The 18,075-nt window shown below is 72.6% G+C and carries 16 protein-coding genes and 1 pseudogene; 11 read left to right on the top strand and 6 right to left on the bottom strand.

Annotation, left to right across the window (positions count from 1 at the left end; translation table 11 throughout):
- The first annotated feature begins 142 nt into the window (after positions 1–142).
- The 6 genes from ABZ990_RS28620 to ABZ990_RS28645 all read left to right on the top strand — a co-directional run bounded on the left by ABZ990_RS28620 (position 143) and on the right by ABZ990_RS28645 (position 6,395).
- The gene (locus tag ABZ990_RS28620; RefSeq protein WP_361237666.1) at positions 143–481 is read left to right on the top strand and encodes a YbaB/EbfC family nucleoid-associated protein; all 339 of its coding nucleotides are present in this window, start codon (positions 143–145) and stop codon (positions 479–481) included.
- 223 nt (positions 482–704) lie between these two features.
- Positions 705–1,304 carry a recombination mediator RecR gene (gene recR / locus ABZ990_RS28625; RefSeq protein ID WP_359873789.1) on the top strand — a complete coding sequence of 200 codons (600 nt, stop codon included), beginning with the start codon at positions 705–707 and terminating at the stop codon, positions 1,302–1,304.
- A gap of 47 nt (positions 1,305–1,351) precedes the next feature.
- Complete coding sequence (locus tag ABZ990_RS28630; RefSeq protein WP_361237635.1) at positions 1,352–2,041, top strand: DUF5063 domain-containing protein; 690 nt, start codon at positions 1,352–1,354, stop codon at positions 2,039–2,041.
- Positions 2,042–2,359: 318 nt separating this feature from the next.
- Complete coding sequence (locus ABZ990_RS28635) at positions 2,360–3,640, top strand: aspartate kinase (RefSeq protein ID WP_361237637.1); 1,281 nt, start codon at positions 2,360–2,362, stop codon at positions 3,638–3,640.
- Between the two features lie 602 nt (positions 3,641–4,242).
- The gene (locus ABZ990_RS28640) at positions 4,243–4,857 is read left to right on the top strand and encodes a SigE family RNA polymerase sigma factor (RefSeq protein ID WP_361237669.1); all 615 of its coding nucleotides are present in this window, start codon (positions 4,243–4,245) and stop codon (positions 4,855–4,857) included.
- Positions 4,854–6,395 carry a hypothetical protein gene (locus tag ABZ990_RS28645; RefSeq protein WP_361237640.1) on the top strand — a complete coding sequence of 514 codons (1,542 nt, stop codon included), beginning with the start codon at positions 4,854–4,856 and terminating at the stop codon, positions 6,393–6,395. The genes ABZ990_RS28640 and ABZ990_RS28645 overlap by 4 nt, the downstream gene beginning before the upstream one ends.
- Positions 6,396–6,605: 210 nt before the next feature.
- Here the strand turns inward: ABZ990_RS28645 and ABZ990_RS28650 are convergent, their stop codons facing one another.
- The 3 genes from ABZ990_RS28650 to ABZ990_RS28660 all read right to left on the bottom strand — a co-directional run bounded on the left by ABZ990_RS28650 (position 6,606) and on the right by ABZ990_RS28660 (position 10,898).
- Positions 6,606–7,346, bottom strand: a complete 741-nt coding sequence (locus tag ABZ990_RS28650) for an SURF1 family protein (protein WP_361237643.1) — start codon at positions 7,344–7,346, stop codon at positions 6,606–6,608.
- Between the two features lie 211 nt (positions 7,347–7,557).
- Positions 7,558–9,426, bottom strand: a complete 1,869-nt coding sequence (locus ABZ990_RS28655; protein ID WP_361237646.1) for a prolyl oligopeptidase family serine peptidase — start codon at positions 9,424–9,426, stop codon at positions 7,558–7,560.
- Complete coding sequence (locus tag ABZ990_RS28660) at positions 9,426–10,898, bottom strand: MFS transporter (RefSeq protein ID WP_361237649.1); 1,473 nt, start codon at positions 10,896–10,898, stop codon at positions 9,426–9,428. The genes ABZ990_RS28655 and ABZ990_RS28660 overlap by 1 nt, the downstream gene beginning before the upstream one ends.
- On the opposite strand from ABZ990_RS28660, the gene ABZ990_RS28665 reads away from it, so the two are divergent.
- From ABZ990_RS28665 to ABZ990_RS28680, 4 genes are all read left to right on the top strand, one after another.
- Entirely contained in the window at positions 10,897–11,508 is a 612-nt protein-coding gene (locus tag ABZ990_RS28665) for a MerR family transcriptional regulator (protein ID WP_361237652.1), read from the top strand. The two genes, ABZ990_RS28660 and ABZ990_RS28665, sit on opposite strands and share 2 nt — an antisense overlap.
- 118 nt (positions 11,509–11,626) lie before the next feature.
- On the top strand, positions 11,627–12,460 hold the full coding sequence (locus ABZ990_RS28670) for a class I SAM-dependent methyltransferase (protein WP_361237655.1): 834 nt from the start codon (positions 11,627–11,629) through the stop codon (positions 12,458–12,460).
- Positions 12,461–12,544: 84 nt separating this feature from the next.
- Positions 12,545–13,648 (top strand): YdcF family protein, encoded by a 1,104-nt coding sequence (locus tag ABZ990_RS28675; RefSeq protein ID WP_361237672.1) that lies wholly within the window; start codon positions 12,545–12,547, stop codon positions 13,646–13,648.
- A 188-nt stretch (positions 13,649–13,836) separates the two neighbouring features.
- Positions 13,837–14,118, top strand: coding sequence for a hypothetical protein (locus ABZ990_RS28680; RefSeq protein ID WP_361237658.1), 282 nt, complete (start codon positions 13,837–13,839; stop codon positions 14,116–14,118).
- A gap of 132 nt (positions 14,119–14,250) precedes the next feature.
- Here the strand turns inward: ABZ990_RS28680 and ABZ990_RS28685 are convergent, their stop codons facing one another.
- Positions 14,251–15,423 (bottom strand): protein kinase, encoded by a 1,173-nt coding sequence (locus ABZ990_RS28685; protein WP_361237675.1) that lies wholly within the window; start codon positions 15,421–15,423, stop codon positions 14,251–14,253.
- 450 nt (positions 15,424–15,873) lie between these two features.
- Complete coding sequence (locus ABZ990_RS28690; protein WP_361237661.1) at positions 15,874–16,233, bottom strand: helix-turn-helix transcriptional regulator; 360 nt, start codon at positions 16,231–16,233, stop codon at positions 15,874–15,876.
- Positions 16,234–16,531: 298 nt separating this feature from the next.
- On the opposite strand from ABZ990_RS28690, the gene ABZ990_RS28695 reads away from it, so the two are divergent.
- A complete protein-coding gene (locus ABZ990_RS28695; protein WP_361237678.1) occupies positions 16,532–17,908 on the top strand; it encodes an MFS transporter in 1,377 nt (458 codons plus the stop codon).
- A 72-nt stretch (positions 17,909–17,980) separates the two neighbouring features.
- Here the strand turns inward: ABZ990_RS28695 and ABZ990_RS28700 are convergent.
- Positions 17,981–18,075 (bottom strand): annotated as a pseudogene (locus ABZ990_RS28700) (glycine cleavage T C-terminal barrel domain-containing protein); the annotation flags it as partial.

Consider the following 18,075-nt stretch of genomic DNA (forward strand, 5'->3'; position numbering starts at 1 on the left):
CTCGGCGGTGTGGTCGCGGACCACGTAGGCTCGGGATACCGGCATATGGGCGACCGGGACAGCCGGCGCCCATCGGCCGTCGTATGACCCAGACAGCTCAGTCAGACCAGACAGCTCAGACACACAGCAGGAGTGAGTGACCGTGATCACCGGTGGTGGCCAGCCCAACATGCAGCAGCTCCTCCAGCAGGCCCAGAAGATGCAGCAGGACCTCGCCCGCGCCCAGGAGGAGCTGGCGAAGACCGAGGTCGACGGGCAGGCGGGCGGCGGCCTGGTGAAGGCCACCGTGACGGGCTCCGGCGAGCTGCGCGCCCTCGTGATCGACCCGAAGGCGGTCGACCCGGAGGACACCGAGACCCTGGCCGACCTGGTCGTCGCCGCCGTGCAGGCCGCCAACGACAACGCCCAGCAGCTCCAGCAGGCCAAGCTCGGCCCGCTCGCCCAGGGCCTCGGCGGCGGCATGCCGGGCCTCGGTTTCTGACCAGGCTTCCTGTTCGACCAGCGAGTCCGACCCGCGAGTCCGACCCGCGAGTCCGATCAGCAAGTCCGATCAGGGAGTCGGCCAGGGGTCCGGTCCGGGAATCCGACGAGGTTTTCCGGCCAGGCTCCCGCCCCGGCTCCCCGATCCGGCGGCCGCTCCACCTTCTGCGGCCGCACCCCAGCCACTACCGTAAGAATCAAGTACCCCAGGGAAGGCGCCGAGCGTGTACGAAGGCGTGGTTCAGGACCTCATCGACGAACTGGGCAGGCTGCCCGGCGTCGGCCCCAAGAGTGCCCAGCGCATCGCCTTCCACATCCTCCAGGCCGAGCCGACCGATGTGCGCCGGCTCGCCCAGGCGCTCCTGGAGGTCAAGGAGAAGGTCCGGTTCTGCGCGGTCTGCGGCAACGTGGCGCAGCAGGAGCAGTGCAACATCTGCCGTGACCCGCGCCGGGACCTGGCCGTGATCTGCGTGGTCGAGGAGCCGAAGGACGTCGTGGCGATCGAGCGGACCCGCGAGTTCCGAGGCCGCTACCACGTGCTCGGCGGCGCGATCAGCCCGATCGAGGGCGTCGGCCCCGACGACCTGCGGATCCGCGAACTGCTCACCCGGCTCGCGGACGGCACGGTCACCGAGCTGATCCTGGCCACCGACCCCAACCTGGAAGGCGAGGCCACCGCGACGTACCTGGCGCGGATGATCAAGCCCATGGGCCTCAAGGTCACCCGCCTCGCCAGCGGTCTGCCCGTCGGCGGCGACCTCGAATACGCCGACGAAGTCACCCTCGGGCGTGCCTTCGAGGGGCGGCGCCTGCTAGATGTATGACGACCGGGTTCGTGCGCACGACGGCGCGCTCTCAGGGAGGCACCTCGATGTCTGACGCCACGCTGCACTCCATCACGCAGGACCCCGACGACTTCGCGGTGCAGATCGCGGACTCGATCGAGAGCTTCATCGTCGCCACGGCGGAGGTCGCCAAGGGCGACGAGCCGGACAGTGCGGTGCCCTTCCTGCTCCTGGAGGTCTCCCAGCTGCTGCTCGCCGGCGGGCGGCTCGGCGCGCACGCGGACATCCTCCCGGAGGAGCGCTACGAGCCCGACACGGGGCCGGATCTGGACGTGGACGAGCTGCGCGAGCGGTTCGCCGTGATGCTGGACCCGGTGGACGTGTTCTCGGAGGTCTTCGACCCGTACGAGCCGCGCAAGGCGCCCGTGCCGGCCCGGATCTCCGACAGCCTCGCCGACATCGTCATGGACCTGCGGCACGGGCTCGCCCACTACCGGGCGGGACGGACCACCGAGGCGCTGTGGTGGTGGCAGTTCTCGTACTTCTCGAACTGGGGCCCCACCGCCTCCGCCACCCTGCGCGCCCTCCAGTCGCTCGTCGCGCACGTCCGGCTCGACCAGCCGCTCGCGGACCTGGCCGGGCTCGACACCGACGAGGCGATCGGCGACGAGGACCTCGCCGAGGAGGCCGGGCGCGTGATGATCGAGGAGATCGCCGGGCCGCTAGGCCTCGGGCGGGCGGAGCTGACGCCGGAGGCGGACGTCCAGCAGAGCTGAGCGGGCGGCACGGGCGGGCGGTCGGGCGGCTGGGCGGCCGGGCGGGCGCGGGGCCCGTACGCGCGTGTACGAAGCCGCGGGGTGCGAAGCCGCGGAGTGCGAGAAAGACGGAAACGGCGGTCACCCCACGGTGGCCGCCGTTTTCCGCCTTTCGCCGGCCCCTCTCGCGGCCCCGACCTGCTGGTTGACCACGAAATGATCACTCTGCGAGCCCGAAATCTCAGGATGTGATATCTCGGGGGTGATTTCCGGACGCTCGTTAAACTGACGCCGACCGCCGCAGCGACAGCTGTGGTGACAACCGAGCGAGGAGCGCACGTGGGCCTTGTCGTGCAGAAGTACGGAGGCTCCTCCGTTGCCGATGCCGAGGGCATCAAGCGCGTCGCCAAGCGAATCGTGGAAGCCAAGAAGAACGGCCACCAGGTGGTCGTCGTGGTCTCCGCGATGGGCGACACGACGGACGAGCTGATCGATCTCGCCGCGCAGGTATCCCCGATGCCGGCCGGCCGCGAGTTCGACATGCTGCTGACCGCCGGAGAGCGGATCTCCATGGCCCTGCTGGCCATGGCGATCAAAAACCTGGGCCACGAGGCCCAGTCGTTCACGGGCAGTCAAGCGGGTGTCATCACCGACTCGGTCCACAACAAAGCGCGCATCATCGATGTCACGCCGGGCCGGATCCGTACCGCCCTCGACGAGGGCAACATCGCCATCGTCGCCGGCTTCCAGGGGGTGTCCGCCGACAAGAAGGACATCACCACGCTGGGCCGCGGCGGCTCCGACACGACCGCCGTCGCGCTGGCCGCGGCGCTGGACGCCGAGGTCTGTGAGATCTACACGGACGTCGACGGCGTCTTCACCGCCGACCCGCGGGTGGTGAAGAAGGCGAAGAAGATCGACTGGATCTCCTTCGAGGACATGCTGGAGCTCGCCGCCTCCGGCTCCAAGGTGCTGCTGCACCGCTGCGTCGAGTACGCGCGCCGCTACAACATCCCGATCCACGTCCGGTCGTCCTTCTCGGGCCTCCAGGGCACCTGGGTCAGCAACGAACGCCCAGTCGAGCAAGGAGCCCAGAAGGTGGAGCAGGCCATCATCTCCGGTGTCGCCCACGACACCTCCGAGGCGAAGATCACCGTCGTCGGCGTGCCCGACAAGCCGGGTGAGGCCGCGGCCATCTTCCGCGCCATCGCGGACGCCGGGATCAACATCGACATGATCGTGCAGAACGTGTCCGCCGCGGCCACCGGCCTCACGGACATCTCCTTCACGCTCCCCAAGGCCGAGGGCCGCAAGGCCATCGACGCCCTGGAGCGGGGGCGCGGCACGATCGGCTTCGACTCGCTGCGCTACGACGACCAGATCGGCAAGATCTCCCTGGTCGGCGCCGGCATGAAGACCAACCCCGGGGTCACCGCGGACTTCTTCCGCGCGCTGTCCGACTCGGGCGTCAACATCGAGCTGATCTCCACCTCCGAGATCCGGATCTCGGTCGTGACGCGTGCCGACGCCGTGAACGAGGCCGTCCGCGCCGTCCACACCGCCTTCGGTCTGGACAGCGACACGGACGAGGCCGTCGTCTACGGCGGCACCGGCCGCTGACGCGACGCTGCCTCTGGCGCGACGCCGTCTCTGGCGCGACGCGCTTCTGACGCGACGCCACTTCTCCACGCGCCGTACGGCTTTGGCCGTACGGCGCTGTGGTGTGCGCTGACGGGCCCCGGCGGCCCCGCCCGGAAATCCGCGCGGAAATCCGCCTGGATATCCGCCCGGAAATCCGCACGAGCATGCGCACGCGCATCCGCACGGGTATCGGCAAGGGATATGGCGGGCGGGCCTCCGTTGAACTTTGTAGGATCTGTGAACGCCTTGTGAGCAAGTCGGCCCCGGACGCCCCTTGAACAGGTCAGATGTCCTGAACGACGATGCTCTTCCCGCCGTACCGCAACCGGCGGCCGGACGGGAGCGTCTCGGCGTGCGCCCGAGTCCATGCGGCGAAAGCACGGGAGAGAGCGGGCCATTGGGGGAGAACGGGTGCGCATGAGCACGATCGACGCACCGCCAAAAACGGTGGCGTACGCGTACAACCCTGGCGGGGGGAAGCGTGTCCAACAGGTGTGGCAGAGGTACTCGACATGGCAGCGGTCATCCCGCTGCACGGCAACAGGGCGCGACCGCTCGGGCGGCAGCGCCCGGTCGGCGGCATGCCGGTGATCGCGCCCGTGCCCCTCAGAACCCGGCAGGCCCGGGAATCCCGCTCGTCCCGGCCGCCCGCCGTGAACGGCATCCCGACGCCCCGCGAGGGCGCTGACGACACGATGGCTGCCGGTACGACGGTCGACCACCTGACGGAGACCTATCGCGCGCACTACCGTTCGCTGCTCGGCCTCGCGGCACTGCTCCTCGACGACACCGCCTCCTGCGAGGACGTCGTCCAGGAGGCGTTCATCCGGGTGCACTCCGCACGCAATCGCGTGCGGGACCCCGAGAAGACCCTCGCCTACCTGCGGCAGACCGTCGTCAACCTGTCGCGTTCGGCCCTGCGCCGCCGCATCCTCGGGCTCAAGCTGCTCTCGAAGCCGATGCCCGACATGGCGAGCGCCGAGGAGGGCGCGTACGACCAGCTGGAGCGGGACGCCCTCATCAAGGCGATGCGCGGACTCCAGCGGCGGCAGCGCGAGGTACTGGTGCTGCGATACTTCGCGGACATGACGGAGGCACAGGTCGCCGAGACCCTCGGGATCTCGCTCGGTTCGGTCAAGGCGTACGGCTCGCGGGGCATCGCGGCGCTGCGCGTCTCGATGGGGGCCACGTCATGAGCGGGCCGGGCAGACCACAGGTGCCGGGCGCCGAGCCGCCCGCGCGCGGGCCGCGCTCCGGCGGGCCCGAGGAGTACGAGGAACACGAACCCGGCGCCGCGCCCTTGAAGCGTGAGCGGCGCGGCGAGGAACCCGGAGACGACGCGCACGACCGCCGGCCCGGGCCGCGGGGGCTGGACGAGCCCCGCGAGCCGGACGAGCGGAGTGAGCCGCGTGACCGGAGTGAACGACACGAGCGGTATGAGCGTGATGAGCGGTACGAGCAGCACGAGCAGGGCGATCGGTGTGAGCAGCACGAGCAGCACGATCGGCGTGAGCAGTACGAGTCGCATGAGCAGTACGGGCAACATGAGCAGGACGAGTACGGCCGGCGGCACGGGCGACGTGAGCGGAACCGGCAGGACGAGCAGGGCGAGCAGGGCCGGCGGTACGGGCACGCCCCGCACGACGACCGGGACGATGTGAGTGGGCGCGCGATGGTGAACGAAGCACCGGAGGGTCCGGAAAGCGGCCTGCCCGACGAGCTCGCGCTGCGCCGGATGCTCCAGGGCGCGGTGTCCGGGCTCGAACCCGCTCCGGGGGTGCTCGACCACCTGCGCCAGGCGGTGCCCGCCCGCCGGGCCCGCAAGCGGCAGGCGGTCGTGGGCCTGGCCGCCGCGATCGTCCTCGTCGGCACCGCCGTACCCGCCCTGGTGCACGTCGCCTCGTCGGGCGGCGTGCTCAACGACCAGGCCGTCAACGCGGGCCACGGCGAGCAGGCCCAGGGCGGCACCGGCAGCGAGACCGGCGTCGAGGGCGGCGGACAGCAGCCCGCCGGCCCCGGCACGGGCACGAGCGCGTCTCCCGGCGGTGGCGGCGAGGGCAGCGGCGAGACCGACACCCCGGACTCCGGCACGGCCGGCGGCGAGGGTGCCTCCGCCACTCCCTCCGGCCCCCCGGCCGGAGTGGCGGGCTGCCAGGCCGCCCAGCTCGGCGTCGCCTCGGCGCGGGCCGAGGCGCCCGACGCGGCGGGGAAGGTCTACGGCAGTTTCCGCATCGCCAACATCTCCGGCCGCGAGTGCGTGGTCGAGGGCGCGGGCACGGTCGACTTCCAGGCGCGCGGCGCGGCCGACAAGAAGAAGATCGCGGTCGTGGAGCACATCTCGGGGGACGCGGCGGCCGGCCTGCCCGACCCCTCCAAGGAGTCGGCGAAGCTGCTGCTGTCCCCGGACAACGCCTACGAGGTGCGGTTCGCCTGGGTGCCCAGCGACGCCTGCGTCCCGAGCGGCGGGGGCGTTCCGGCGACCCCGCTCCCGGACCCGACCTCCGACGGCGGCGAAGGCACCAGCGGCGACACCGGCGGTGCCGGCGGGACGAGCGGATCGTCGCCGGCCGACAGCGGGTCCGCGCCCCAGCTCGGGGTGGCGGACGGTGCCTCGGCGGAGGGCAGTGTCGCGGTCTCGCACACGGCGGAGCCGGGCGGTCCGGTCGCCGAGACGACGATCCCCAACGCCTGCGCGGGCACCATCTACCGGACCGGGGTCCTGGGCGCCTCCTGAGGCGCGGCGGGTGGCGGGTGGCGCATGGCGCCTCATGCGTCACGCGCGGCATATGACGGACACGACAGACACGACAGACACGACAGACATGCGTACGGCCCGACGGTTCATGCCGTCGGGCCGTACGCGTGTCTGTCATATGCCGCGATGCGCGGTGCGTGAGGTACGGCGGTGTGCCGTGCCGTGCCGTGGCGTCCGGCGGGTCGGCCGCTACAGGCCGAGCGCCGCGTCCCGGGAAGCCTCCAGCTCACGGCGCAGCAGCCGGAACCACATGAAGACCACGAAGCCGGCGAAGACGAACCACTCGGCGGTGTAGCCGAGGTTCTGGAACGCCTTCAGGTCGAGCCCGGTGCCCGCGGGCGCCGTCGCCGGTACCGGGGTCAGCCCGGCGGGGGAGTGGGTGAGGGTGATCCAGGCGTCGTACACGTCGTCCGTCACCACGTTGACCAGGGCGGCGGCGCTGATCATGCCGAGCTGCCCCTCGGGCAGCCCGCCGCCCGTCCGGACGCCCTTGGAACCCGGGCTCTCGGACGCCTGGAGCGCGCCCTCGACGGTCACCCGGCCGGCCGGCGGCGCCGGCGCCTTCGCACCGTCGGGCAGCCAGCCCCGGACCACCGGCAGCGCCCGGCCGCCGTCCGTCTTCAGCAGGGTGAGGACATACGCGCCGGAGCGGCCGTCGAGGTCCCGGCCGGGGACCAGGAACTGCTCCCCGTACCGACCGTCGGCCCGGGCGATCCGGCCCGAGGTCTCGGTGTCCACGGGCAGCAGCGAGTCCAGCGCCTCGGCCCGCGCGGAGGACGGGTCGGGCCGCTCTTCGGCCGCCCGGTGGGAGTCGACCTTCTCCTCGAACTTCCCCAGCTGCCAGGTCCCCATGAACACGCAGAACGGGATGGCGAGGAGGACGAAGACGTTGATCCCCCACCAGCGGGGCGTTCTCAGGAACCGGTACACCCCTCCACGGTACGGGGACCCGCCCGCTCCCCGGCGGCCCGGGTCCCCCTACTTTCCCCTGGTGTGTCCTGTCCGACTCCCGTACGGGACACAGCGCCATTCCCGTACGGGCCGGTGGCCTCCGCGCCGGGGCCGGTGTCCGACGTCCGTACGGGGAGGGAGCCCGGCTCCCGTACGGGGCAGGCGCCCCCCCCCGCTACGAGGCCGGTCCCTACTCGGCGACCGGGACCGCCACCGCGCCCGGCTTCGGCGTGCCCAGGTGCCGGGCCGCGAAGTCGAGGTCGAGGCGCAGCTGCTTGATCCGCTCCTCGACCACCAGCGAGCCGTGGCCCGCGTCGTACCGGTACACCTCGTGCACCGCGCCGCGGGCGGCGAGCCGGTCCACGTAGTTGTCGATCTGGCGGATCGGGCAGCGCGGGTCGTTGACGCCGGCCACGATGTGCACCGGCGCCTTCACCTTGTCCACGTACGTCAGCGGCGACGAGGCCGCGAACCGCTCCGGGACCTCCTCGGGCGAGCCGCCGAGCAGCGTGCGGTCCAGCGCCTTGAGGGCCTCCATCTCGTCCTCGTACGCCGTCACGTAGTCGGCGACGGGCACGGCCGCGAGACCGAGCGCCCACACGTCCGGCTGGGTGCCGAGGCCGAGGAGGGTGAGGTAGCCGCCCCACGAGCCGCCGGACAGGACCAGCTTCGCCGGGTCGGCGAGACCGGACTCCACCGCCCACGCGCGGACCGCCGCGATGTCCTCCAGCTCGATCAGACCGACCCGGTGCTTGAGCGCGTCCGTCCACTCCCGGCCGTAGCCGGTGGAGCCTCGGTAGTTCACCCGTACGACGGCGTACCCGTGGTCGAGCCAGGCCGCCGGGGCCGACGCGAAGGCGTCGCTGTCGTGCCAGGTCGGGCCGCCGTGCACCTCGAACACCGTCGGGAACGGGCCCTCGCCCGTCGCCGGCCGCTGCACCAGCGCGTGCACCCGGCCGCCCGGGCCGTCCACCCAGACGTCCTCCACCGGCAGCGACGCCGGGGCCTTCGCGCCGGGCGGGTCGAGGACGACCGAGCCGTCCGTGGAGCGTACGACCGGCGGCACGGCGGCCGACGACCACAGGTACTCGACCGTGCCGTCCGGGCGGGCCGTCGCCTCCGCGACCGTACCGGCCGGGGTCTCGACCCGGACCAGGGCGCCGGTGGCGATGTCGTACCGCCACAGCTCCGTCCGGGCCTCGTAGCCGTGCTCGATCAGCAGACCGGAGCCGTCCGGGTACCACTCGGCCGACACGTCGCCCGGCAGGTCGAGCCGCAGATCGGTCTCCGCGCCCGTCGCCACGTCCCACAGCATCGGCTCCCAGCGGCCGCGCCGCTGGTGCCCGACGAGCAGCCGGGTGTCACCGGGCCGAGGCGCGAAGCCGAGGACGCCGAGGCCCAGCTCCTCCGTACCGCCCTTGGTGTCGTCCAGCTCGGCCACCACCGTGACACCCGGGGTGCCGGCTTCCGCGTCCGCGTCCACGCGTACGACGCGGATCGCCGAGTGCATCGCGTCGCCGTGCTCGGTGTGCTCGATCGCGATCAGGCCGCCGTCGTACGACAGATCGCCGACCCCGGCCGACTCGCGGTGCCGGTAGATCTCCACGGTCTCCTCGGCACCGGGCCGCAGCAGATGAACGGTCGAGCCGTCCTCGTCCGTGGACCGGCCGACCACGACCGTGCCGTTCCGGCCGAGCGCGAGCCCGGCGGAGTACGAGGCGGCGAGCCCCGGCACCGCCGGCTCGTCCGCGCCGCCCTCGAAGGGCTGACGCATCCACACCCCGAACTCGTCGCCGTCGGAGTCCGCGAACCACCAGATCGAGCGACCGTCCGGGCTCAGCGTGCCGTCCGTCGTCCCGTTCGGCCGGTCGGTGACCTGCCGCTGTCCGCCGGTCGCCCGGTCCCACGCGTACAGCTCGAAGGTGCCCGTCGCGTTCGACACGAACAGCGAACGGTCCGGCGCGTCCTCCGCCCACTCGGGCAGGGAGACGCGCGGCGCGCGGAACCGCTGCTCCCAGACGGGCATGGTCTCGGTCTCAGCATCAGTCATGCCTCCCATCAAACCCGATGACGCGAGTCGGGTGTAGCGGGTGTGGGGGCCCCGGGCGGCGGCTCGTCCGCGCCCTCGAACAGGGCCGCCGCCTCGGCGGCGGTGCCCTCGGCCCACCGGCCCGTGCTCACCAGGCCGAGGAGCACGATGCCCAGCCCCAGCCCGGACACCGTCCACCACACGCCGTGCGCCGCCGCGGTGAAGGCCGGGCCGTCGCCGGGCGGGACCGCCGCCACGATCGCTCCGGAGACCGCGACGCCCAGGGTCGTGCCGGTCTGCCGGCCGGCGGAGGCCAGCGAGGCGGCCACACCGGCCATCGAGCGGGGCATGCCGGACACCGCCGTGTCGGTGATCGGCGGGTTCACCGTGCCGAGGAAGACACCGAACAGCAGATAGGTCGCGAGCACCAACGGCAGCGGGGTGCGCGGCCCGAGCCACAGCGACGCCCCGCCGCCCAGTGCCAGCGCGGTCCCGGCGACCAGCAGCGGCAGCCGGGGACCGCGCGCGGCGACGAGCCGGCCGGTGAGCGGTGAGAGGGCGACGATCAGCGCGCCGACCGGGAGCAGGCACAGGCCGGTGGTCAGGGCCGGCAGACCGCGTACGTCCTGGAGGTACTGGGTGGTCACGAACAGGAACGCGCCGAACCCGCACAGCGCGAAGAGCGCCATCAGGAGCGCCGACCCGAAGGGCACGCTGCGGAACAGGCGCGGCTCCAACAGCGGGTCGGCGCGACGGGGTTCGTAACGGAGGAGGCCGAAGGCGCCGAGTACGGCCAAGGCGAGCAGCCCCAGGATGACCGGTGAACTCCAGCCCAGCCGACGGGACTCGATGACGCAGAAGACGATCCCGCCCAGGACCAGGGCCACCAGGGTCTGGCCCACGGGGTCGAACCGGCGTGCCCGGGCGGCGCGCGACTCGGGCACGAACAGCGCGGCGCACACGAACGCGGCTGTCACGACCGGCACGTTGATCCAGAAGACCGAGTGCCAGCCGAGACCGTCGACCAGCGCGCCGCCGAGGATCGGCCCCAGGGCGAGTGCGAGGCCGGTCGTCGAGCCGAACACGCCGATGGCCCTTGCTCGTTGGCGCGGTTCAGGGAAGGTGGTGGCGACGATGGCCATCGCCACCGGATTGAGCATGGTGCCGCCGGCCGCCTGTAACACCCGCGCCCCGATCAGCCAGGGAAGGGTCGGGGCCAGGCCGCACAGCAGCGAGCCCGCTCCGAAGACGGCGAGGCCGGTCAGGAAGACGCGGCGGCGGCCGAACCGGTCGGCGGTCGATCCGGCGAGCACCAGGAAACCGGCCAGGACCAGGGTGTACGCGTCGACCGTCCACGCGAGGCCGGACGCCGTGGCGTGCAGCTCGCGGCGGATCGACGGCAGCGCGACGTTGACCGCGGATATGTCCATCACCACGACGAGCGCGCTCGCGCAGCAGATCGCGAGGATCAAGTGGCGTCGGTGGGAGCTGAGTTCGGGCATGCGGCTTCTTCCGGAGGGAGGGGCGGCGACCGGCTACGAAGCTAGAATCGAGAGCGTGGTCGAGGTCAATGCCGAGCCGGAGTCAGGGTCGGGGGCGGGGCTGGGGGCGGAGACCGTGCCGGATCCTGGGTCCGAGCTGGAACCCGGGGTCGAGCACCCGCGCCCACACTCGCGCCTGCCGGACGACGTTCCGCGGGAGGGCCTCGGCATCGGCGAAGCCGCCCGCCGCACCGGCGTGAGCGTGCACACCCTGCGCTACTACGAACGCGTCGGCCTGGTCGTCACCCCCGTCGACCGCACGCACAGCGGGCGGCGCCGCTACCACCGGCTCGACCTCGAATGGATCACCGTCTGCACCCGGCTGCGGGCGACCGGCATGCCCATCCGCGGCATCCGCCGTTACGCCGAACTCGTCGCGGAGGGCCGGGGCAACGAAGCGGATCGACTGGACCTGCTCGCCTCGCATCGCGCCGAGGTGGTGGCCGGCATCGCGGAACTCCAGGAGAATCTGAGGCTCATCGACCACAAGATCGATGTCTACCGGGGCCGGCTGGCCGACGGTGACGCCGACCGCCTGTGGGCGCCGCACCGCTCACCGGACGCGCGCTGAGCGACCCCGGACGGCCCTGAGGAGCGGTCCCGGACGGCCCTGCTCGGCCCCGGAGCGCCCGGAGCGGCCCGGGGCAATCCGCTCGCGCGATCCCCAGGCTGTGGATAACCTCGCGCACATGTACGGACGGATGCCCGAGGACTGGTACGAAGCCAACCGCACCTTCTGGGACGAGCGGGTGCCGATCCACGCCGCGAGCGACTTCTACGCGCTCGACCGCTTCCGGGCCGACGAGGACCCGCTGCGCGCCTTCGAGCGCGAGGAGGTCGGCGACGTCACCGGCCGCTCCCTGCTGCACCTCCAGTGCCACTTCGGCCTCGACACGCTCTCCTGGGCCCGGCACGGCGCCACGCCCGTCGTCGGCCTCGACTATTCCGGACCGGCCGTCGAGACCGCCCGTTCCCTCGCCGCCGACCTCGGGTTCACCGCGGACCGGGCGGCGTTCGTCGCCGCCGACGTGTACGACGCCGCCGAGGCCGTACCGGACTCCTCGTACGACATCGTCTACACCGGCGGCGGCGCGCTGTGCTGGATGCCGGACCTCGAACGCTGGGCCGAGACGGCCGCCGCGCTGGTGGCCCCCGGCGGCTTCCTCTACGTCGCCGAGTTCCATCCGATCGTCGACTCCTTCGACGACGCGACCGGCAGCCGGCTCGTCCACGACTACTTCGTCCGCGAACCCTGGGTGGACACCGCGACGGGGACGTACGCGGACCGCACCGCCGCCACCGTCCACAACCGCACCGTGGAGTGGGTGCACCCGGTCGGCGAGGTCGTCACGGCGATCGCGCGGGCCGGACTGCGCATCGAGTTCCTGCACGAGCACGACCTGACGCTGTTCCCGCGCTACGAGAACCTTCAGCGGCAGGACGACGGCACGTACCGCTTCCCGGCCGGGCACCCCCGGATCCCGCTGATGTACTCGATCAAGGCGTCCAAGCCGGCCGAGTAGGCGGGGTGTCCGGGGCCGGATGCCGTGCCCCGCAAGGTCGTTGACACGGATGGACCATCGGACGAGATGGCTACGATGACGGGCATGTTCGCCTTCGCGGTCGCAGCGGTGTTCCTCCTCCTCTTCGGAGCCGGCGTCCTGCGTGATCGCCGCCGCTTCCGCAACGCGGTGTACCTGGGCCTCGCCACCACCTTCCTCGGCGTCGGCCTGCTCGCCGCCATCGAGGACGCGCCGCCCGGCATCGCCGGAACGGCGCTGATCCTCCTGCTGCTCGTCGTCGCCCTCGGACCGGTCGCGCTGGCCGCCCTGCTGTGCGCCAACGGCGTGAAGATGATCCGCAAGGAGGGCCGCCGCCCGGCCAACCTGCTCGCGCTCCTCGCCGGGCTCGGGATGTTCGGCGTGATGGCGCTGGCGGCCGTCGCCGTCGTCACCCACTCCAGGCTGCTCGGCGCCGCCGTCCTCACCCTCCTGCTCCTCCTCGGGTACGTCTCCTTCCTCTTCCTCTGCTTCGTCGGCTACGCGGCCCTCTACCGGCGGATGCCGGTGCGCCGCGAGGCGGACTACGTCGTCGTCCTCGGCGCCGGTCTGCTCGGCGGCCGCCGCGTACCGCCGCTGCTCGCGAGCCGGCTGGAGCGGGGCCGGCAGGCGTACGAGGGGCTGGCCGAGCGGCGCGGGCCGGACGCACCCGCCACCGCCGCCGTGCCCGCCGCCCCCGACCCCGATCCCCAGGGCCTGGGGGTGGCCAAGGCCCGTACCCCGCTGCCCCCGCTGCCTCCGCTGCTCGTCACCTCCGGCGGCCAGGGACCCGACGAGGAGGTGCCCGAGTCGCACGCGATGGCCGACTACCTGGTCGACCGGGGCTTCCCGGCCGACCGGATCCTGCGCGAGGACCGCTCGCGGACGACCGAGGAGAACCTGCGCTTCAGCAAGGTGCTGATGGACGCCGAGCGGCCGGGCGCCGAGTGCGTGATCGTCACCAACGACTTCCACGCCTTCCGGGCCGCGCTGCTGGCCCGGCGGACGGGCGTGAACGGCCAGGTCGTCGGCTCGCCGACCGCCGCGTACTACTGGCCGAGCGCCACCATCCGCGAGTTCGCGGCGGTGTTCCTCACGTACCGGCGGGTCAACCTGCCGATCTGCGGCGCCCTGCTCCTGCTGGGCGCCCTGGTGTTCGTGGCCGCGCTCTGACAGTGGCGCCGTGTCACCGGCGTATCACCGCATGTCGGATGTACCGGGAGGTTCTACGCTGGAGTGAGCGGCCGCCGGAGTGGGCGGCCCGGATGCGGCGGCCCCGGCGGACCGGGACCCGGAGCCGGCCCGGAAGCAGGGGCGCCGGAGACGGGCGCGCCGGACGCGGACGCGGCGGAGGCGACGGCATGAGAGCACGGCACCACTTCCACATCGAGTACGGGGGCCACTCGGTCAGCGCCACGGTCCAGACCGGCGACCCGGGTGTCGTCGAGGTCCTGGTGGACGGCAAGGAGACCGGGAACGTCACGACGCACGACGACCGCCCGGTCACCGTGCACGTCGAGCTGCCGGCCGAACCGCCGATCCCGGTGACCGTCCGCGCGATGCCGGGGCCGGGAGTGCCGCGCTGTCTGCTGCTGGTGCCGGAGGAGCCGGAGCCGCACGTGATGGCGCCGCGCATTTTCTGAGTGCCCGGGGAGTGCGCCGGGGCCCGCCTCGGGTCTGCGGCCTCGGGCCTCGGGTTTCCCGCCTCCGGCCTCCCGCCTCCGGCCTCCCGCCTCGGGCTTCCCGCCTCCGGCCTCAGGCCTCCAGCCTCGGGCTCAGCTCAGCCAGACCATGCCTATCAGCAGGAATATGACGAACGCGATGGCCCCGGCGACGGCCGCCGTGCGGCGCGGGCGCCGGATGGAGAGCTCGGTGAGGGAGCGCTCCGTCGACGGCTGTGCCCGGCGCGAGCCCCGGGCGCCCGGCGGTACGGCCAGGGACGGGGGCGTGTGCGCCGGTGGTGCGGCCGGGGGGAAGGACGACGGGGGCGTGTGCGCGGGAGCGTGCTGAGGAGCCGGGGCGTGCGGGTGAGCGCCGGGGGCGTGCGGATGTACGGGGCCGCCCAGCGGCCCGGGCTGGGGCATCATCGGGGGAGCGGCCTGCGGGTGCTGTCCGTGCCCGTAGGGCTGCGGATGCTGGTCCCGCCAGGCGCCGGAGGCGAACCAGTCGGCGATGACCTGCGCCTGCGGCCGGTGCTCCGGCTGCTTGGCGAGCAGCGACAGCAGGAACGTCTCGAAGGCGGCGGGCAGCGGCACCCCCAGCTGTCTTGGCGGCGCGGGTGGTGTGTCGATGTGCTGGTACAGCAGGGCGGTCGAGCTGTCGGCGCGGAACGGCGGCTGCCCGGTGAGCAGTTGGTACAGCACACAGCCCAGCGAGTACACGTCCGAGGCGGGCGAGGCCGGCTGGCCGAGCGCCCGCTCCGGCGCCAGGTACAGCCCGGTGCCGACGATCTGCCCGGCGGTGGTGAGTGCGGCCGACGGGTCGTCCACGAACCGCGCGATGCCGAAGTCGGCGAGTTTCACGGTGCCTTGGGAGTCCATCAGGAGGTTGCCGGGCTTGATGTCCCGGTGCACCACGCCCTGCCGGTGGGCCGCCGCGAGCCCGGCCGCCGCGTGCGCGGCCACCTTCGCCACCTGCTCGGCGGAGAGCGCCATCGCGCGCGCCTGGTCGCCGGCGAGGCTGTCGCCGTCCACCAGCTCCATGACGAGGAACAGCTTCCCGTCCCACGTACCGAAGTCGAAGACGCCGACGACGTGCGGGTGGGTGAGTCGCGCGGCGGTCTGCGCCTCCAGCCGGAACCGGTCGGCGGCGGACGGGTCGTGTTCATGACCCAGCATCAGTTTCACGGCCACGTCGCGCCCGAGAACCTCGTCGGTGGCCCGCCACACCTCGCCCATGCCGCCACGCCCGACACACATCTGCAGCCGATATCGGTCCGCGACCAGCACCTGAGCCACCCTTCTCCTGGACGACTCATCGTAGAGCGGTCGCCAACTCCCCCATGCCCCGCACCCACCGCACCCGGCCTGGACCCCGCGCAGGGGCACCGGCTGCCGGGGCTCGCCCTGGCGGCCGACGCGGAGAGCCTGCCCTGGGACACCGGGGTGGTCCTGCGCCGTCCGGTGTCGCTGCCGGTGCGCTGGTAGCACGGGGAGGGGCCGTTCGCCGGGAATCCGTACGCGCGTGTTCCCCTCGCGCGCGTACGGACCTCACGCGTGCGTGCTTGTCTTCGCTACGTGTGCGTGGAGTCCCGTACAAGCGCCGTACACGCGCGCCGAGTTCCGTACAAGCGCCGTACGCGTGCGTCGAGTTCCGTACGCGCGCGTGTGGAGCGCCGTACACGCGCGCGTGGAGCTTTCACCACCCCGCGCGAGGCGCTTCACGCCCCCGTCGTCCCGTTACGCACCCGTCGTCTCGTTCGGGGCGATGTTCGCCAGACCCGCCGGTGTCGGGTTGTCCGCGATGAGCTTCAGCAGGCCGGGGAAGCGGTCCTCGATCTCCTGCCGGCGCAGTTGCGCGCTGCGGCTGTTGCCCCGGTCGACCTGACGGATCAGACCGGCCTCCCGCAGGGCGCGGAAGTGGTGGGTGCGGGTGGACTTCGACACCGGCAGCCCGAAGGACGTGCAGGTCCGCTCGATGTCCTCGGACTGGCGTACCAGGGTGGCCATCACGTGGTAGCGCATGGGGTCCGACAGTGCTTTGAGCACGGTGAACAGGTCCATCTCCCCGGTGGTGGGGTGCCCTTCGGGGTCCGGCATGCCGCTGCTCCTCACGGGGTGCGCTGCTGTGGCGTCACGTTCCCCCAAAGGTACTACTTGCATCGCACCTTGGTCCTGTGTCAGCTTTAGGTTCGATCGAAATCGTACCTCTGAAGGGTGGCGGTTCCGCGTGAGCGCTCACCGCCGCCCGACGCCCGCCCTCCCCCGAAGAGACGCCCGCCCAACGAATCCGGAGACTTCCGTGGCCTCATCGACCACCGATCCCGTGACCTCCCCACGCCCCGCTCCCCAGGACGCCCGGACGGGCTCGGCGGCACCCGGCGGTACGGGAGCGACCATGTTCGCCGTGCTGCTCGCGGTGTTCGTCGTCCCCATCTCCATCTCCGGCACGGCCGTCGCCCTGCCGGAGATCGGCGCCGACACCGGCGCCGGCTCGGCCTCCCTCCAGTGGGTCGTCAACGCCTTCAACGTGGCCTTCGCCTGTTTCACGCTGGTGTGGGGGACGCTCGCCGACCTGATCGGCCGCATCCGGGCCTTCACCCTGGGCGCCGCGATCTTCGCCGTCGCCTCGCTGGTGTGTGCCTTCTCCCCGAACATCCACGTGCTCGACGGCGCCCGCGCGCTGGCCGGCCTGGGCGGCGCCGCGATCTTCGCCTGCGGCAGCGCGATCCTGTCCTCCGCGTTCGACGGCCCGGCCCGCGCCAAGGCGTTCGCCCTGTTCGGCACGGTCGCCGGAGTCGGCGTGGCGCTGGGCCCGACGGTCTCCGGCCCGGCCGTCGACGCGCTGGGCTGGCGGTGGATCTTCGGCATCCAGGCCGCCGTACTGGCCGTCGTCCTGCTGTGCGTACCGGCCGTCAAGCGCCAGGTGAAGGAGCAGCCCGCCGGCGGCGGACGCCTGGACGTGCGCGGCGCGGTGGTCTTCGTCGTCGCCATGGCCGCGCTGACGTACGGCATCGTCCAGGGCTCGGCCTGGGGCTGGACCGCACCCGGCACCCTGGGCCTGCTGGTCTTCGCGGTGGTGCTGCTCGCCGTCTTCTCCGCGCTCGCCAAGCGCACCGAGGCACCCCTGCTCGACGTGTCGCTGCTGCGCAACCGCCGTTTCGTCGCGTACACCCTGGTGCCGGTCGCGGCCTCCTTCGGCTTCGTCACCCAGCTCACCTACCTGCCGTCCTACCTGGCCGCCGTCGCCGGGTACAGCGCCTCCACCGCGGGCGCCACCATGCTGCTGCTGACGATCCCCGTCCTGGCCCTGCCCATGGTGGGCGCCAAGCTGGTCGAGCGGGGCACCTCGCCCGTGACCGTCATCGTCGTGTCGCTGCTGTGCCTCGTCGTCGGTGACCTCGGACTGCTCCTGATCGGCCCGGAGGCATCGTTCGCCGTCATGGCGCCCGCCATGCTCGTCACCGGCGCGGGCATGGGCCTGTCGGCCGGACTCGTCGACGGTCAGGCCCTCGCCCTCGTCGAGCCCGCCAAGGCCGGCATGGCCGCCGGCTTCATCAACACCCTGCGCCTGGGCAGCGAGGCCATCGCGGTCGCCGTCTTCGGCTCCCTCCTGGCCTCCCTGGCGGCCGACGGCTCCGGCACGGACGCGGCCGCCTCCTACGACGGCGCCTTCCACACCCTGCTGTGGGCGATGGCGGTGGTCTGCCTCGTCCTCGGCATCCTCGTCGTGACCCTGACCCGCGGTTCGTCCCGCGCCGAACACACCGGGTGACGCCGGTGACCTCCTCCTCCTCCTCCTCCTCCTCCTCCTCCTCCGCGACCGTGCCCGCCACCACCGCCGCGACGTGCCGGCCTCGGCGAACGCGGCGTCCACGTAGGCCATGGCGATCGGCTTGCCGAGCGTCGGGGACGGCGCGCCGGAGGTGACCTCGCCGACGA

The sequence above is a fragment of the Streptomyces sp. NPDC046203 genome (assembly GCF_040646255.1).
Classification (GTDB): Bacteria; Actinomycetota; Actinomycetes; order Streptomycetales; family Streptomycetaceae; genus Streptomyces.

Coding starts and splice junctions, on each gene's coding strand:
- ABZ990_RS28690 (WP_361237661.1), bottom strand. CDS start 16,233: ATGCCGGACCCCGAAGGGCACCCCACCACCGGGGAGATGGACCTGTTC.
- ABZ990_RS28660 (WP_361237649.1), bottom strand. CDS start 10,898: ATGCCCGAACTCAGCTCCCACCGACGCCACTTGATCCTCGCGATCTGC.
- ABZ990_RS28675 (WP_361237672.1), top strand. CDS start 12,545: ATGTTCGCCTTCGCGGTCGCAGCGGTGTTCCTCCTCCTCTTCGGAGCC.
- ABZ990_RS28640 (WP_361237669.1), top strand. CDS start 4,243: ATGCCGGTGATCGCGCCCGTGCCCCTCAGAACCCGGCAGGCCCGGGAA.
- ABZ990_RS28630 (WP_361237635.1), top strand. CDS start 1,352: ATGTCTGACGCCACGCTGCACTCCATCACGCAGGACCCCGACGACTTC.
- ABZ990_RS28670 (WP_361237655.1), top strand. CDS start 11,627: ATGTACGGACGGATGCCCGAGGACTGGTACGAAGCCAACCGCACCTTC.
- ABZ990_RS28655 (WP_361237646.1), bottom strand. CDS start 9,426: ATGGGAGGCATGACTGATGCTGAGACCGAGACCATGCCCGTCTGGGAG.
- ABZ990_RS28645 (WP_361237640.1), top strand. CDS start 4,854: ATGAGCGGGCCGGGCAGACCACAGGTGCCGGGCGCCGAGCCGCCCGCG.
- ABZ990_RS28680 (WP_361237658.1), top strand. CDS start 13,837: ATGAGAGCACGGCACCACTTCCACATCGAGTACGGGGGCCACTCGGTC.
- ABZ990_RS28695 (WP_361237678.1), top strand. CDS start 16,532: ATGTTCGCCGTGCTGCTCGCGGTGTTCGTCGTCCCCATCTCCATCTCC.
- ABZ990_RS28665 (WP_361237652.1), top strand. CDS start 10,897: ATGCGGCTTCTTCCGGAGGGAGGGGCGGCGACCGGCTACGAAGCTAGA.